Below are 16,371 nucleotides of genomic sequence, written 5' to 3'. Positions count from 1 at the left end.
AAGTCTAAACAGAATCTGCCAGCTCTGATTTACAAGACTCAATCAAATCTGACAGTCTCATATGTGCCAAAAGAGGTCATTTCGATTATGCACTTTATGCAAATCTGTTAATCCATAATGTGCTGAAATGTCGTGAACACCAGCGCAATAGTTAGGAGCTTGCGAACCTCCTAATTGATGCGTTTTATATATTTTCACTCATCGTATCCTGAATATCATCATGAGGTGGAACGAACTGAAGCAATACACTATTTCATGCCGGGAGTACTGGCACACCAATCACAGTTTTCCTGTACTAATCTCCCATCTACAGGTGAATATGACGACTAATATATTACGTAAAACCAAAATAATTCCTCTGTTTAACTTTAACACGCTAGCCCACTCTGAAAGCCACCTGTAACATAGGGTAATGTATAGCGCTAATTTGTCTTATATCACGTCAATTTATGCGAACACGCATCTAAAGGAATAGCTATGGCAGCCAAATCAACTATCACTCATCAATATGATTTACAAATGGCAGTCATAGACATCGTGGCATTGCCTGAAGAGCGCTGCGTAGCCCTGAGTTGGAGCCAATATAGTGGGTATCAATTTATTGCGTTGCAAGAGGGTAACTTTGATGTTCTTTCCTATACGATATCGTATAGCTTAGAAGAACTCTCATGTGCTGCCTTATTTAAAACCACATCTGGATTCGGCTGTGTATTCCCCGATAGTGTTGTTACCTATACGCTCTCAGATAGTCACTTTCAAACATATCCCTTCGCCGAACCGTTCCCAATGGATGCTGCAAACCGTTCAACGTCACCGGTAAAAGCTCACATGGATGAACACACTGGTACAATCCACGTAATTTTGGAAGATTTCTTTTATAAAAGACGAGGACGGTTTATTTCAAAAATAAGTTTAAATAACAACCTTGCTCATTATTCACCATTGTATGCTTTTCCGTTCAACACAGCTTGGTATCACGAATGTAGTGACATCTGTTTTGATGAAAGGCCTCTTGTGCTCGCCATCAATTGCCCATCACTATGGCACAAAAGAGAGCCGTGCCCTTCGCGATCAACGCACCTAACGGTGATTAATGATGATGGTATCTGTAACGTGACTCCGACTGAACACGGCCATGGGAGCTTTTCTTCAGATAAACAACACCTGATGATTAAAACAATCTTCAGTCCCTATAGCATTCATTTTTATTCTCTATCGGGTGATAAAGCATTTGTTCTAAACTTAACACCCAAGCGGGTACTGGGAAACATTGATAAGAAGTGGTTGACACTCTTCGATAAATTTAACGACACTTTATGGCTTGCTCGCGATTATGATGTAACTCAGGTAAAGCTCTTGCGATAAACGCCTTACAATGCTTCGAACATAACTCTGCCAACTTCATTACACCGCTACGTTGGACTCAAATTAAGTGAAAATATGGGCAGTCCGTAAAAAGGGAGGTTTTATTGGACGAGTGAAAGTGAGTTTTTGTGGCTATCTCGACAGACACCAATGCCCCTGATGCGGTCATCTAACTGAGTTATGTCAGACGTCCGCTTTTCGCTCATAGCTGTCCGTCAGATGAACTCCAAACCTATTCACCAAAACTGTCAGATCAGATATGAGCCACTACAGATTACAGGTTTGTCTTTGAATCTATAAAACCTGCAAGATCATTCGTTGACGCGTTGAATGACCTTACCCGTTGGCTTCTCAGATATGAGCGATGATTAGGCCGATAAGCGTTGGGGCATGGTCGCTTGTTGGCTCGCGACGAATGCGTCAAGCGTCAGTGCATCGTATTCAGCGTCTTTATCTGCTACCTCTTCAATTACTCGCGCTTCAAGTGCTTTGTTTCTAAGTTCGCTCTTTTCAGGTGAGCGCTCTTGGTGACGAGCCTCGAACGCGACATTACCAAGCTTGTCATAAAGAGCTGCTTGGTCGACGCGATTTAGCTCCGCACTTTCTGGCTGAGCTCTTTCTAGTTCAGCACTTTCAAAAGCATATTGCCCTTGCAAGAAGGCTTTGCCTGCGGCGACACCGATTTTATGATCGTGCTTAAGATCCGTATCTGTACTGCCAAGCAATTTACTGTGAAGCCTTTCACCGGCAAAAATTTGCACGATTTCCACGTCAGCTGGTGGGTTGGCAATAAACGCTAATTCTTGCTGATAAGCTTGTTCGTGCTGCACCAAATAATCAATGGTTTTTGGGCAATAGCCTGACGCACAGACCAAGGTTCTCAATTTGTGTACCCAGGCTGATTGTGCTTGAAACTGCGCGTCGGCCGTGCGGATAACCACGATTTTACGCGCACCTCGGTTGTAGGCTTCTATCACGGGTAATGGCGCCGCTAAACCGCCATCTAGATAAAAGTCTGCTTGCGCCTCGACTGCGCCTGGCTCTTTGGCTGCTGTCACGTCTGACTCATTCGCTGCAGTAGCACCTAGCCAAGGCGTGAGTTTCACCCCACGCTTGTACAAAAACGGTAACGCGCTAGAGGCTTTTAGCAACTCGCGCCATTGCTGGCTTTCGCCTGTTGGGCTTAAGAAGTACGGGTTACGATCCCGAGCATTGGTCGCGGTAATGTATAACTCACGATCGCCCAAGCTGCGTTTTGCTGTGGTGAAATCAATGGCGCGATTGGCCTCGGTGGTTTTGTCAAAATACCAGTCCAAATCCACTATGTGTTTACCCACTAAACCTCTGCCTAAATGAAAAAAGCGTTTGTGCCGTGATAACCCCCGAATCAATCGTTTGGCATAGCCTTTTTGCCGGGCCAAGTAGCTGGTCAAGTTTTGCGAGCCAGCCGAAGTGCCAAAAAACATATCAAAAGGGTCGTAGCCTTCTTCTAACCATGCATCGAGTACACCTGCGGTGAATATCCCTCGCTGCCCGCCACCTTCAGCAATCAGCGCGAGCTTAGGCTGCGCAGACTTGTTTAGGTTAATGGCGTTGGTTGAAGCTAGGGATTTCATGGTGACCTCTTATGTTTTTTTGTGATAGTTGCGCTAGAAATTTGATAACGCAATTCTAAACATGGTCGTGGTGTTGCGATAATTGAAAGAATCAATCGCTCTGATTCATAAACTAGAACGGGCAATCAGCTCGTGTTCGAGTAGAACTAAGTGACGTAAAACACTCAATGAAAATTAAACCAAGTGTGCCTTAATCGAATACGCCAGGAGATACCAACCCTTTACTGACCAATTGTTTAAGAATGGCGTGACATTTGGTTTTTATGCAGTCGCGTAAACGGCGAGCTAAGGGCGTTTAGGCGAGCAATGGGCGTTTAGATGGGTTACGGATCTCAAATGACAACGTTGCCCAGCTTGATTATCAGGTCAGCAGAGAAGGGGAGGACATAGACCGCGTTGCTAATGCTTGGTTAAAGGACAATAGCTACTTGAATTAAGCTACGTCCAATCACCTGGTAGTAACTTGGGCTATACAAAATAGCCGCTAAATTTAACTAATAGCGGCTATTTTTAATCAAGGCGAGGAGGGCATGATTCGCTAGGATGAGACCAAAAACTGTACCAAGCGCTCGTTTAAAGGGGCGTAATTACACTTATTCTCAGAACGCAAAATCTACGAAACTGGCCCTGTGTATATCAACTACTTCTACCGATACAAATACACTGTTCAAGGTTAGCTTTTTAAGTTCAGCTAACACAGCGTTAGAGATTTCACTCTTTTGCTCGTCGTTTCTTCCGCTTAGAATATGCGCCGAAATATGTAAAAAGTCCTTTTGCTTGTCGTGTAAACGAAAGCCACTGCGTTTTTCTATTCTGAGTTTTATCGCCTCTGGCGGAAAGTGACCGCTATTTTTAGCCCCTTCAAAGACGCTGTCCATCAGCGTGTCTTCATTAATTTGTTGTTCTAACGGCGCACTGTATTCGATAACAAAATTTGGCATTGTCGAAAACCTCTTAAATGGTTGAAACGGGCTAGGCTATGTTCAAAGTGAGTCGGCCGCAGTTATTGATGGGCGTAACGCATTAGCCATTGCTGACGAGCGGTTCGCACTTCAGCGTCGCTTGGGGTATCTCCGCCAGCTAATTCTGTGGCGATTTTTTCGATGAGTTTATCTCTTTCAATGATTAATTTATCGGCGCTGGGGAATAAATCCTGGGCCTGAGGGTAAGCGGCTTTAATCGCATCGATGGTAGATAACTCATAATAAGCTTGCTCTACGGCATCATTAAACATACTGCGCTGGGCTTGAAAAATAACGAAGTCTTTGGCCATATCAGAGGCAATATAGTTAATGTCTTCTTGTGACATATCCGCTTCTTTTGCTACCGCTAGGGCTCTGTCTAACCACTGGGAAATCGCCTCTTCGTCCTGTTCTTGCAGGGCATTCTTGACCCCATTAACTAAATCAGTAGCGGTTAAAATTTGCTGGCGCGAGATAACCGGCAATTCCTGAGTTTGAGGAACTGGGTTTTCAATTTGCCCTTGATTGGAAAGCCATAGGGTTGCCCCTACCGCGACTAAAACAACGAGGGCGATGATAACTTTCATGTACATACCTTATTAAATAGCGCCGATAAAAAACAAAGATGAGGCGCACTGCTCTAGATGCACCGATCGTATCACAGATGGTTTGCGGAACATTTAAGAAAAAGTAAACCTATGTTAAATCGGTATTTAACAGATAGCTGATCCAAAGCCGCTTCCACTCGATAGACATGTTAAGTTCATATTTTTGTCACCCCTAGGTCATATTTCGGCGCCATTCTTTTTAGCCTGTAACGTTAAACTTATTTTAAGGAATACAAGCATGAGCTTAAGTGTTTGGCAGTTGGTATTGGTGGCCTTGTTGTTTATTTTGCTATTTGGGCGGGGCCGTATTCCAGCTTTAATGGGCGACTTAGCCCAAGGGATCAAGAGTTTCAAACGTGGAATAAGCGAAGACGAAAGTCAGGACGAGCAGGGCGTTGAAAAAACGTCAGGCGAAACCCTAGAGAAAAAGTCTCCTACTTTGTGAAGCACTGCCTTTTACGTTGAAAGTACTGTCTACCTTGTTTATCGGAGCGAAAAATGTTCGATCTAAGTTGGTTAGAGCTGAGCTTTGTTGCTGCTTTGGCGTTGATTGTTATCGGCCCAAAGGACTTGCCCAAGCTGTTTAGCATGATGAGTCACGTGATGAATAAATCTAAACGTATGCTCAACGATGTTAAGGGCAGCGTTAAGCAGTTGGAAAACGAAATCAATATCAGCCAAGGGCAGCAGAGCGATCATTGGAAAGAGTACCTTCCTGAAGAAATTCAGCACCTGCCAGATGATTTCACCCCGGGCTCTATGTCTGCTGAGGATCACCGTTTAAGGCGGCAAGCTCATCACGCTGCCAAAGTAGCAGCGCAAGCCAAACAGCAGCAAGACAGCGAGCTTGGAGGAACAGATATTATTAGTGCGGCGAAGGTGCAAACTATAAAATCTGCCACGCAAAACAAAAAGGAACAAGCATGAGTAGTGCAATGGATGCCAATAAAGCCCCGCTGCTAACACACCTTATCGAACTTAGACGTCGCTTACTGTACTGCTTTGGATTTTTTGCTCTGATGTTTGGTGTATCGTATTTTTTTGCTGAGCAAATATACCAATTTCTACAACAACCTTTACTGCAGATCTTTGGCCCCGACAGCGGTCGGCGAATGATTTACACCGGCTTGCACGAAGCGTTTTTTACATACCTTAAACTGGCATTTTTTAGCGCAACGTTTTGCACCTTGCCCATCACCCTAATTCAAGTTTGGAAGTTTATTGCCCCCGGTATGTATCAACAGGAGCAAAAAGCCCTTTCACCGCTTTTTATTGCCACGCCCATTCTATTTATAGGCGGCGCGGCACTGGCTTTTTATTTGGTCATGCCATTAGCGTGGGAGTTTTTTATTAGTTTTGAATCACTAGGCCAAGAGGATGGGATCAGCGTCGAGCTGGAAGCAAAAATGAGCGAGTACTTAGCCCTAGTGATCCGATTGATCCTCGCCTTTGGCTTATGTTTCGAATTGCCTGTGTTGTTGTTGGTGCTCGCCAAAGCGGGGGTGGTGGACGCCGACATGCTTAAAACGTATCGCAAACATGCCATAGTATTAGTTTTCTTTATCGCCGCTTTGATTACTCCACCAGATTTGATTTCTCAAATTGTATTAGGAGTGCCAATTTTACTGTTATACGAGCTGTCAATTGTATTGATAAAGCGCAGTGAGTCAGACAAAAAACACTTACAGCAAAAACAAATGGGCCCGTCGATTTAACGACTGGGTGTGTGTCATTTTTACGCCACAAATTCGACATAAATACGCCATAAAAGCATCCTTAAATCGTAAGAAAAACGCTAACAAATTGTAATCTAATATCGCTAATTTAGTGCTTGCGGGGTTGTCGTCAACGCGCTGTTGAACCTTTGAATAAATAAAAATTAATCCTTAGGAGATACCATGTTAGACCAAGATTTAGGACCAGTAAGCGAAGAGAAAATCGAACCGGCATTTAGCCGTAGGCAAGTATTAAAAGGCGGCTCAGTGGCTGCGGCCAGTACGGCATTTATGGCGTTATCCAGTAAATCACAAGCGGCATCTTTGCCGTTTAGCAGCGCTTACGGCCCGTTGTTTCCTACTGCTGATAAAGCGACAGGCCTAATGTTGTTATCACTGCCAGAAGGGTTTGAATACACCTCATACGGATGGACAGGTCAAGTTCAAGCCGATCGATTACCCACACCAACGGATCATGACGGAATGGGCGTAGCTGCTGTAAAAGGTAACGTTATCGCACTGGTACGGAACCACGAATGCTCCGAAGGAGAAGGCTTTCCATCATCTCCCAGAGGGAATCGCGGTGTCTATAATGAAGCACAAAATGGCGGTACCTCAACCATCATGTTTGATGTACTAAAGGGCGAGTTTTTATCTTCTTATAACAGCCTAGGTGGAACGATACGCAATTGTGCTGGTGGTGTTACACCTTGGGGCACGTGGATGTCATGCGAAGAGACTTTTCACGCCTGGAACGCAGGTCCTCAGGGCGTTAACCATGGTTACGTTTTTGAAGTACCAGGGTTTGGTATCTCAGATGGACAACCTATTCGTGAAATGGGGCGTTTTTCTCATGAGGCAGCAGCGGTTGACCCAGCCACAGGTTTTGTTTATGAAACGGAAGATGCAGGTTCGTCTGCTTTTTATAAGTTTGAACCAGCGGGTCAGTGGGGAGATTTAAAATCAGGCGGTAAACTGTATGCGATGGTTGTAAACGATCAACCACGGGTTGACTTACGCGGTGGTTTAGTCGAAGGCACGGTGTGGGACGTGACGTGGCAAGAAGTGCCAGATCCAGATGCCATGAGTGAACGTTGTTTCGACCAAGCATTTAACGCTGCCATCATAGAGCGCGGAGAAGGTTGCTGGTACGACGACGGTAAAATTTATTTCGTTTCTACCTCCGGTGGCGCAGCTAATCTTGGTCAGGTGTTCTGCTATGACCCGCGCAAGGAGACAGTCACCATATTGTTTGAATCTCAAGACGCGCTCACCCAAGTTGATGGTCCAGATAACATCGCTATCAGCCCACGTGGCAACATGCTGTTATGTGAAGACGGCGGCTCTAATCCTAAGCGCCTTGTGGGGTTAACTAAATCGGGCGACATCTTTCCATTTGCTGAGAATAACATTGCGTTAGACGAAGGTGACTTAGCCTCTATCGACAGCATTTATCCTGGCACTCAAGCTAATTTTTGGGACTCGGTGGGGGAGTCAGTTGACGGGAGCGCTCGTCGCAGCTTCACCAGCCGCGAATGGGCAGGGGCGTGTTTCCATGGCCGCTGGTTGTTTGCCAATGTGCAGTCGCCAGGCGTCACGTTTGCTATTACGGGCCCTTGGGAAAACGGCGCACTTTAGGGGCTGGCTGACTTACGCCAATTCTCAATTTCAATGCTTTTTATCTGTAGGCGTTGGTGGTCATCATCAGCGCCGTTGGCACGAATGCGTATCTATTCATTTGTGCCAGATGCAGGGTCTATTTAAGGAATTACACTATGAAACGCTATTTTACTCTACTTCTGATGACAGTGGCTTTATGCACAAGCACACTGGCTTCGGCATCCATTATTGCTCTACCAAACGATGGGAACGTGTCGGATTCACTGATTGGTGACAGTGGCTGGCTTAATGAAGATACGTTCGGGGATGCGCTAGATTTTGTGACCTTTGACGTCAGCAAAGATTCACTCCTATCAATAACAAGCTCAGCGTTAATCAACTTAGGTCTGAGTGTTTATCAAGGCAGTGTAGTCAATGATTTTGCCATCCCTTTTTCAAACGGTGGCGATTTTACTGACCTATTTGGTGACTTACATTTCATCGCGGGTAATAACCCTTTTGTGCCGGGTCTAGGGGGTAGCTTAACCGATATCGCTTTAACCGCTGGCTCATACACCTTAGCGGTTGGCGGAAACGAAGGGTTCTTTGATACCTTCACAAATTATGCTTACAACCTAAGCGTAACGCTGGATGAAGTGCCTGTCTCTGCGCCAAGTAGCTTACTTGTGTTAATGCTTGGCTTTGCGGGCGTTGCAGCTAGCCGTAAACGTTCATAAATTGCCGCTATTGCCGCTAAGTAAGTTCAAATGAGACGATGTGTAGGGCACCAGTAAAAGGTGCCCTGTATTGGGCAGCGACTCAGTTCACAACAGAGTTACGAAGCTAACTTAGCTAAGATTACGCCCGTTCTGCAAAAGACCGCGTCAGTGTTTCAACAGAGGCGCTGTGCTCATAGACTATTGCTTGGTGTGCTGCTTTTGCACAAGAGACCGCCGTTCTCATTGTCTAATCGTCCATCGTTTCGGTGAATGCTTCGTAAACACCCCAAGACCGATAAAATCTAGCCGTTATGCGTTAGGTGGCTAATATTTCCGCAAGTAACGAGCAGACTTTGTAACAAAGCACGTATTAAGTGGATGTTCGCTCGACCCCTAAAATGATAAATGATACGTTATAACATATGTCGCGTTATTCATCTCCTCGAACCCTAATCAAGCCCATGATGCTGAAATATAGCGTCGTGTTTTTGTTGTTGTTTTCGTTTGCCTCGAATATCGTCTTTGAATGGCACGAGACCTCTGATTTAGCGAAGGCTGCCAATCACTGTTCGGTTTGTGTGGCATTTGATGATTACGACTGTCCGTTAGCGTTTTTTTCACCCCCGTTATTTGACGTTTCTCTTGCAGGAGATACGACTAAGTTAATTATCGCGCAAGTTATTCTGCCGTTTAGTAAAACGGCTGGTAATCGCGATCCCCCCTCAGATTATTAGCTTACTCATATCAACTTAATTGGCCGATTTTCATTTCGAAAACCGGTGTGTACTCATGCTCTGAAGAGAAAATCAATGAAAACGAAACACTCAACTGTGTTAATCGCGGTATTAGCTGCGTTAACGTCAATGGCGCACGCCCAAGAAAAGAACTTACACAAAGATGAAGCGGACTTAGAAACGCTACTTATCACTGCATCACCCATCAGCAAGACGGTACTGCAATCCAGTACGCCAGTGTCTATTTTAAGTGGCGAGGAATTAGACCAAAATCAGGCTGCTACCTTGGGGGACACCTTAAGTAATGTGCCGGGTGTGCATAGTTCGTACTACGGACCGGTGGCAAGTAGCCCAATTATTCGTGGCCTAGATGGCCCTCGTATTAAGGTAGTGCAAAATGGTTTGGACGCATCCGACGCCTCTCGAGTAGGGCCTGATCACCAAGTTGCCACTGAAACCTCAACGGCCAGCCAAATTGAAGTACTAAGGGGGCCTGCAACCTTACTTTACGGCAGTGGTGCCATTGGTGGTGTGGTTAACGTGGTAGATAACCGCTTGCCAGCCCAGCGCCAAGAAGGACTAACCGGTGAGGTATTCGCCCAATACGACAATGTTGCAGATGCGAAAACGGTATCTACTGATTTGAACATGGGAACTGGGGATTTTGTGTTTCATGTTGACGGCTACAATCGCGACACCGACGATTATAAAATTCCTGTGCCTGGCAATGTGGATGATGAAGGTGGTAGCGGCGAATTAGATAATTCCTCCGTCAGTGCTCACGGTTTTAACCTAGGGGGTGGTTGGATCACCGATGATACGCGCGTTGCATTGTCTTACGGTCGCATGGATTCAGAATACGGCTTGCCCGTAGAAGAAGACGTTTACATTAAATTGAAACAGGACCGCTACCAGGCTGTTGTTGATTGGAAAAACCTCGATGGTTTCTTTGAGGCGGTACATTTTCAAAATGGCTTCACTGATTACCAGCACACGGAATTTGAAGGTGAAGAAGTAGGCACCACCTTTAAAAACAAATCGGTGGAATCGCGCTTATGGGCGGATCATCAAGAAGTGGCTGGCTGGAAGGGGGTTATGGGCGCTCATTATAACTACAGTGATGCCTCAGCGCTGGGTGAGGAAGCCTTTTCGCCCCCCACCAAGACCAATTCAATCGCCGCATTTGTTATGGAAGAGCACGACTCAGGGCCGTTGCTCTGGCAACTAGGCGCAAGAGTTGAAACCCTGACCCATGAGGTTGATAACAGTTTCTATGATCAGCTAGACACAAATAACAGCATCGGTTTTAACGATAAAGATTACACTTCGTTCTCAGGCTCAGCCGGTGTGGTGTGGAGCCTAAATGAGCATCACTCTTTAGCGTTCAATTATGCCTATTCCCAGCGGGCGCCTTCAGCCTCTGAAATGTTTTCATACGGCCCTCATGTGGGCTCGCAAACCTATGAAATTGGGGGCGGTTTTAACATCGATGAGCAAAACGGTGTTTACAGTGTTAATCAGGCACCTAGCAGTCTAAACAAAGAAGAATCTAACAATATAGATGTGACGTACCGTTACCAAAACGACACATGGAACGCCACCGCAAGCGTATTTTACAACCAAGTAGGCGATTATATATTCGAGCAAAGTACTGGCTTAGTGTATGCCGGTGGTGAACTAATCACCGCAGAAAATTATGCTGCAAATGTGGCATTAAACGGCGAATATGAAGAAGAAACCGATGGATTATCTGTTATCAACTTTGAGCAAGAAGACGCCAAATTGTATGGCTTTGAAGCCCAAGTTGATGTGCACATGACTGAATCGCTGCGCTGGGAAGTCTTCAGTGATTATACCCGTGCAGAGTTGGATGAAGGGGGCAACGTGCCGCGAATTCCACCGCTGCGGGTCGGTAGCTCGCTGCATTATGAGCAAGGCAATTGGCACGGCGAAGTCGAAGTGGTGCGCAACAGTAAACAAGATAAAATTGCTGCGTATGAAACGGACACAGACGGCTATACCATGTGGTCAGCTGCAGCGAATTACTATCTAGCGCTTGATGATCTTGATATGACGTTCTACTTAAAAGGCAGCAATTTAACTAATGAAGAGGGACGAGTGCACTCATCTTACGTAAAAGATGAAATACCTCTGCCTGGTCGTTCAGTTAGCCTGGGTGTGCGCGCTCGGTTTTAACTGAGACAAATTAAGGCTCAGCAACGGGTAAACGGGTATCAAGGCAATATTATGCTGGGTACCCGTTTTTTACCTTTGAAAAATCTATGTTATTCGGGGCAGGGGGCGCCAGCGTCTGCCCATACGTTCACAAAGGCTGCCGTTTCTCGGGCCGAATAGGGTGCGGGCTCTCGGCCAATACCTGGGTTCCAGCCCCAATGGACTAGTTCGTCTTCTTCAATATGATGGGCGACTTCTTCTAGGGTGCGCCCCCCATTACGAGCGGGATCTTTAATTTGCTCGCAAATTTGTTTTGAGCTTTGCTGCCACCAGAGCATTTCTACTGGAGCAAGCATCCATACGGGGGCGCCCGGCGGGCCATGTGGCTCATCTGAATTTGTGTGCGCATGACAGGTGCTACACATCACGGTCTCAACGCCGATGCGGCTCTGCCCACCAGAGATATGCATGCCATGCACGCTAGTTTTGCCGTAATTTGGACCAGACCAGCGGGGTAGGTTGTCATCTGGTACGTGACAATTGGCGCAGCGCGGATGTGAGAATACTTCGTAGATCTTATTCCAGGCTTGGCTGGCCTCTTGGGCCTTTAATGGCTCAGGGCTGTTTTCCCGCTCAAGGCTGTTAACTTGAGCTGAGGCGTTAAAAACAAACGACAGCATAGGCAAAAGAATAAGAGCAATAGTTTTTAGCATGATTGATTTCATTTGCATGATGGTGCTCCTAAACAAACTGTATTTGCTTATTAAATGGCATTTCGCGTAGGCGAAGACCCGTTGCCGCATAAATGGCATTAGCAAGAGCGGGTGCTGCTGGTGGGGTGCCTGGTTCACCGATGCCGCGAATACGCTCACCATTTTCGAGTATTTTACTATGTATAGCGGGCGCTTGATGCATGCGAATAGCATCATAATTGTGAAAGTTAGTCTGCTGTACTTTACCGTCTAATAAGGTAATTTCACCCATCATGGCCCCAGCTAAACCAAAATTAACCGCTGAGATTAATTGTGCCTCGATATTCACTGGATCAATGGCAATGCCCACATCGGCGGCCACGTACACATTGAGTATTTTGATCCCCCTTGGTGTATTGACCACTTCTATAATTTCAGCCACGGGCACCCCAAACGAGGTCACAAGTGCCACGCCTAAGCCATGGTTTTCTGGAAGGTCACGTCCCCAATTTGCCATTTTGGCGACGGTTTCAAGCACATCTCGGGTCGGTTGATGGGTGATAAGACCCAAGCGCATCTCAATAGGATCCGCATTCGCTTCAATGGCTAGCTCGTCCATCATTGATTCATTAAAAAAGCCGTTTTGTGAAGCACCCACAGAGCGCCAAGAGCTGACAGGTATACCCATAGGGACGCGATAACCCGTCACGCGGTAGTTCTCTATCATGTAGGCTTGATCCCATAGGGCCTGCACTATAGTGCTATCTGGCCCGGGTATCGACACGCCAAGGCGACCCATTTGTGACTCCATCACCGAAGGAGAGGATATTTTTACATCTAAAGCACTGACACTTTTGCCTTTGGTAATGCCTTCAAAGCGCGCTACAGCGAAAGGTCGGTAACTGTCGTGGGTCATGTCTTCTTCTCGGGTCCAAGTGACTTTCACTGGGGTGCCTTCAAGCTGTTTGGCGACCATGACCGCGTAAATAATAAAGTCCATTTCGAGCCGCCGGCCAAAGCCGCCGCCTAAATACGTGGTGTGAATACGAATGTTTTCTGGGTCTATGCCCGACACCCGTGAGGCTTCGGACAGCGCATATGTGGCCATTTGAGTACCGACCCATACATCTAGCTCGCCATTTTTCATCAATGCCGTGGCATTCATGGGCTCCATGGTGGCGTGGGCTAACAATGGCGCGCGGTACTCACGATGCACGGTGGCGTCTCCCGCTTGGCCAATAGCAGCTTCAACATCGCCATCATTGCGCGTTTCGCTGTCGTGATGCTCTTCGGTGAAGGCGGCGATAGCAGAGGCGAATAAGTCCTCTGTGGTTTGCCCATAGTCCGTTTTCGCCCAGTCAAAATCGATTTTTTCTGCGGCTTTAAACGCATACCAAGTATTGGTAGCAACCACCGCAACGCCCACATCTGCAAGGGGTAAAATTGCCTTAACCCCTTTCATGCTCGCGGCATTATTCGCCGTATACGAATTGCATTTCGCACCCAAATTAGGGTTAACTTTAACGGTAGCGTAGAGCATTTCATCTTGCAGCACGTCGATACCAAAGGTGGCAGTACCGGTGCACTTTTCGACCATATCCACTCTGGGAATGGACTTGCCTATTTGCTTCCACTGGCTCTGTGGTTTTAGCTTTACGTCATCAGGTAATTCTACGCTCGCAGCTAAGCTGGCTAATTCGGTGTAGGCAAGGCGCTTACCGTCTTGTGTAATCACTTCGCCGTTGTCTGTGCTTAAGGTGTTTTTCGGCACATTTAACTTGGCACTGGCGGCTAATAGCAGGGCTTCTCTGGCGGTCGCACCGGCCATACGCATTTTTTCGAACGCATCTACGGTAGATGATGAGCCACCCGTGGCTTGCACTCCAAAAAACTTCGCCGGTACATGCATAAAGTTTCGGGCCATTTTTGCCATGGCGCTGTTATCTTGAGGGGGAATAGGCACGCCTTCCTCTAATACTGCTGCGTTGTAATAGGCATGTGACGGAACACCGTGTTCAATGGTGATGTTTTCTACGTTTATATCCAACTCTTCTGCGACTAATGCCGCAAGGGTGGTTTTGACCCCTTGGCCCATTTCAGCTCGTGGAACAATAATGGTGACGCCGATTGCATTAATGAGTACATAAGGTGTCAGGGCGGTATTGCCTGGGGCAAGTCCTTTTTTAAGCGGGTTAGGGTAAGGCTGTTTATATTTGTACACGCCAAAAAGCACGCCCCCCGCAATGGCGGCAGAGCCAATCACAAAGCTGCGACGGGTAATTTTACCGAGTGTGCTCATGCGTTTTTCTCCCGAATATTTTGTGCGGCGGTTTTCACCGCAGCGCGAATTCTCGGGTAGGTGCCACAACGACATAAATTGGCTGACATGGCGCGATCAATGGCTTCATCATCAGGATTTAGGTTCATTTGCAATAACGCCGCCGCCGACATAATTTGCCCGGGTTGGCAATATCCGCATTGGGCGACTTGGTGTTCAACCCACGCTGCTTGTACTTCATGCATAGCGTCCGGCGTCCCTAAGCCTTCAATGGTGGTCACAAGGCCAGATACTTGACCTACGGGCATAGAGCATGAGCGCGCGGGTTGGCCGTTAATATGCACAGTGCAGGCACCGCACATCGCAATACCGCAGCCAAACTTGGGGCCTGTGATATTCAGTTCATCACGTAACACCCACAGCAGGGGCATTTCATCATCCACGTCCACTTCGTGGGATGTACCGTTTACGTTTAACTGCATGTGAGCACCTTATTTATAGCCATTTATTTGTAGAGTAAATTAACTTGTTGCAAAAAAGTAATCATATCTTGTGATTGATGCTAATTGCGCGGTGACGAAAACCCAATGTGCATTCCGTAAAAGCGGTAATGCATACGCGAGTAACGTTCTGGCCTGTATTTAAAAAAAGCGTGACTTTATATTTTAAGAAGAAGTGCACGCACATCACATTCACCTTGCCCACGTTGAATATTTTCGCCGTTGTAAAAAGTTGCTGTTGTGAAGGGCTACCCTTATTAACGTTAAATAAAAAAGGGCGGGAAAGTTAAGAAACGTTAAGAACTACAAAGTTTGCGTAAAGTAGCGGGCATAGGGCATTGCAGTCAGTTTATATTCAGTTTTGCGGCCTAATATCACCCGTAACGAAAATCGTTATTAAGGAATCACTATGAATATAAAATGGTTGTTACCCTTGGTTATTAGCTTAAGTGCTGTGTCTCCTCTAAGTCAGGCACAGTATAAGAATGAGCGACATAATGGCGATGTGGTCGTGAAGAAGGCCACTGACAAAAAAGTCGTTAATAAAAACGTCGTTGATAAAAAAGTGCTGGTGAAAAAGAGTGTCGTTCACCACTCCCCCGAGTATAAAACGGTTATACAGAAGAACGTTGTACATGCACCGTCGGTGCACAAGCCAATAGTAAAAACACGGGTGGTGTATAAAACCGGCGCGTTAGTGCGTAAAGCTCCAGTAAACAGTATTGCTTTGCGCTTTGGTGGTGTGTCGTTTGTTTTTCACGATGGCCTATATTATCGCCATGTCAAGCAAGGTTATAAGGTGGTGCGTCCGCCCGTTGGACTCAGGGTCAATCATCTGCCTGCAGGGTACGAGCGTATTGTTGTGAGGGGCAGTGCTTACTATTTTGCTCAAGGCATTTATTATGTGTTTGATAATGGCGCTTACCGAGTGATTGACGAGCCTGCTTACTTGGGGGACGAATACGTCACTGAAGATAACTCAGTTGTGGCAAATTCGCTGGAATATCAGCAATCGACCGCTAATAACACAGGATATGAATTGGGTAAGGCGTATGACTCGCTACCAAAAGGTGCCGAGCCGGTTAGCAAAGATGGCCAGCAGTATTTTAAATATTACGACATTTACTTTTTGCCACAATCATCAAACGCAGGTGTTCACTATTTAGCCGTTAGACTCGATTAAACGTTCGCTGGGCTTGGGCGTACTTTTGAATGTTTGATGTATGAGCAAAGAAAAACGCACGGCTTAAAATTTCGGTAACTGTTGATTAGCTTTGGCAATCAAAATAGCAAGCGTTATGGGTTTGGCTAGCGCGAGTAGCGATAGCCAATCTAGGCTAAACAACGCAGCATTGGATCGGCTGGGAAACTTGAAGCTGACTTGTGGCAATTGTTTAGCGGCAATGAT

General features: G+C 46.4%; 15 protein-coding genes and 1 pseudogene. 10 read left to right on the top strand and 6 right to left on the bottom strand.

The features are described 5' to 3' along the window. The first annotated feature begins 477 nt into the window (after positions 1–477). A complete protein-coding gene (locus PATL_RS13390) occupies positions 478–1,365 on the top strand; it encodes a hypothetical protein (RefSeq protein WP_011575392.1) in 888 nt (295 codons plus the stop codon). 368 nt (positions 1,366–1,733) lie between these two features. On the opposite strand, the gene PATL_RS13385 is transcribed toward PATL_RS13390, so the two are convergent. Further along, positions 1,734–2,981, bottom strand: coding sequence for a patatin-like phospholipase family protein (locus PATL_RS13385; RefSeq protein WP_011575391.1), 1,248 nt, complete (start codon positions 2,979–2,981; stop codon positions 1,734–1,736). Positions 2,982–3,307: 326 nt separating this feature from the next. On the opposite strand from PATL_RS13385, the pseudogene PATL_RS22700 reads away from it, so the two are divergent. Further along, positions 3,308–3,418 (top strand): annotated as a pseudogene (locus tag PATL_RS22700) (glycine/betaine ABC transporter); the annotation flags it as partial. A 162-nt stretch (positions 3,419–3,580) separates the two neighbouring features. Here the strand turns inward: PATL_RS22700 and PATL_RS13380 are convergent. Together PATL_RS13380 and PATL_RS13375 are read right to left on the bottom strand one after the other, a co-directional pair. Beyond that, positions 3,581–3,922 carry a 5-carboxymethyl-2-hydroxymuconate Delta-isomerase gene (locus tag PATL_RS13380; RefSeq protein WP_011575390.1) on the bottom strand — a complete coding sequence of 114 codons (342 nt, stop codon included), beginning with the start codon at positions 3,920–3,922 and terminating at the stop codon, positions 3,581–3,583. A 62-nt stretch (positions 3,923–3,984) separates the two neighbouring features. Next, positions 3,985–4,530 carry a hypothetical protein gene (locus tag PATL_RS13375; protein WP_011575389.1) on the bottom strand — a complete coding sequence of 182 codons (546 nt, stop codon included), beginning with the start codon at positions 4,528–4,530 and terminating at the stop codon, positions 3,985–3,987. 259 nt (positions 4,531–4,789) lie between these two features. Here PATL_RS13375 and tatA point away from each other — a divergent pair, with 259 nt between their 5' ends. The 7 genes from tatA to PATL_RS13340 all read left to right on the top strand — a co-directional run bounded on the left by tatA (position 4,790) and on the right by PATL_RS13340 (position 11,514). Continuing rightward, the gene (gene tatA / locus PATL_RS13370; RefSeq protein ID WP_041713846.1) at positions 4,790–4,996 is read left to right on the top strand and encodes a twin-arginine translocase TatA/TatE family subunit; all 207 of its coding nucleotides are present in this window, start codon (positions 4,790–4,792) and stop codon (positions 4,994–4,996) included. A 53-nt stretch (positions 4,997–5,049) separates the two neighbouring features. Then, a complete protein-coding gene (locus tag PATL_RS13365) occupies positions 5,050–5,478 on the top strand; it encodes a Sec-independent protein translocase subunit TatA/TatB (protein ID WP_011575387.1) in 429 nt (142 codons plus the stop codon). Then, positions 5,475–6,266, top strand: coding sequence for a twin-arginine translocase subunit TatC (gene tatC / locus PATL_RS13360; RefSeq protein ID WP_011575386.1), 792 nt, complete (start codon positions 5,475–5,477; stop codon positions 6,264–6,266). The genes PATL_RS13365 and tatC overlap by 4 nt, the downstream gene beginning before the upstream one ends. A 183-nt stretch (positions 6,267–6,449) precedes the next feature. Then, positions 6,450–7,904 carry a PhoX family protein gene (locus tag PATL_RS13355; RefSeq protein ID WP_011575385.1) on the top strand — a complete coding sequence of 485 codons (1,455 nt, stop codon included), beginning with the start codon at positions 6,450–6,452 and terminating at the stop codon, positions 7,902–7,904. A gap of 137 nt (positions 7,905–8,041) precedes the next feature. Next, positions 8,042–8,602: a hypothetical protein gene (locus PATL_RS13350; RefSeq protein WP_011575384.1), complete on the top strand. Its 561-nt coding sequence runs from the start codon at positions 8,042–8,044 to the stop codon at positions 8,600–8,602. 404 nt (positions 8,603–9,006) lie between these two features. After that, on the top strand, positions 9,007–9,318 hold the full coding sequence (locus PATL_RS13345; protein ID WP_011575383.1) for a hypothetical protein: 312 nt from the start codon (positions 9,007–9,009) through the stop codon (positions 9,316–9,318). A gap of 75 nt (positions 9,319–9,393) precedes the next feature. After that, a complete protein-coding gene (locus PATL_RS13340; protein ID WP_011575382.1) occupies positions 9,394–11,514 on the top strand; it encodes a TonB-dependent receptor in 2,121 nt (706 codons plus the stop codon). An 89-nt stretch (positions 11,515–11,603) separates the two neighbouring features. Here the strand turns inward: PATL_RS13340 and PATL_RS13335 are convergent, their stop codons facing one another. From PATL_RS13335 to PATL_RS13325, 3 genes are read right to left on the bottom strand one after another with little or no spacing between them, the layout of a single operon-like run. Further along, on the bottom strand, positions 11,604–12,224 hold the full coding sequence (locus tag PATL_RS13335; protein WP_011575381.1) for a hypothetical protein: 621 nt from the start codon (positions 12,222–12,224) through the stop codon (positions 11,604–11,606). Positions 12,225–12,234: 10 nt separating this feature from the next. Then, a complete protein-coding gene (locus tag PATL_RS13330) occupies positions 12,235–14,484 on the bottom strand; it encodes a xanthine dehydrogenase family protein molybdopterin-binding subunit (RefSeq protein ID WP_011575380.1) in 2,250 nt (749 codons plus the stop codon). Continuing rightward, positions 14,481–14,945 carry a (2Fe-2S)-binding protein gene (locus PATL_RS13325; protein WP_011575379.1) on the bottom strand — a complete coding sequence of 155 codons (465 nt, stop codon included), beginning with the start codon at positions 14,943–14,945 and terminating at the stop codon, positions 14,481–14,483. Before PATL_RS13325 ends, PATL_RS13330 begins: the two co-directional genes overlap by 4 nt. A 427-nt stretch (positions 14,946–15,372) precedes the next feature. Between PATL_RS13325 and PATL_RS13320 the strand changes: the two genes are divergently transcribed. Further along, the gene (locus PATL_RS13320; protein ID WP_011575378.1) at positions 15,373–16,146 is read left to right on the top strand and encodes a DUF6515 family protein; all 774 of its coding nucleotides are present in this window, start codon (positions 15,373–15,375) and stop codon (positions 16,144–16,146) included. Positions 16,147–16,371 lie beyond the last annotated feature (225 nt).

Origin of the sequence: Paraglaciecola sp. T6c, assembly GCF_000014225.1 — a bacterium.
Lineage (GTDB): Bacteria > Pseudomonadota > Gammaproteobacteria > Enterobacterales > Alteromonadaceae > Paraglaciecola > Paraglaciecola atlantica_A.
The sequence above is the reverse complement of the archived record's forward strand: the minus strand, read 5'-3'. Positions and strand labels throughout refer to the sequence as shown.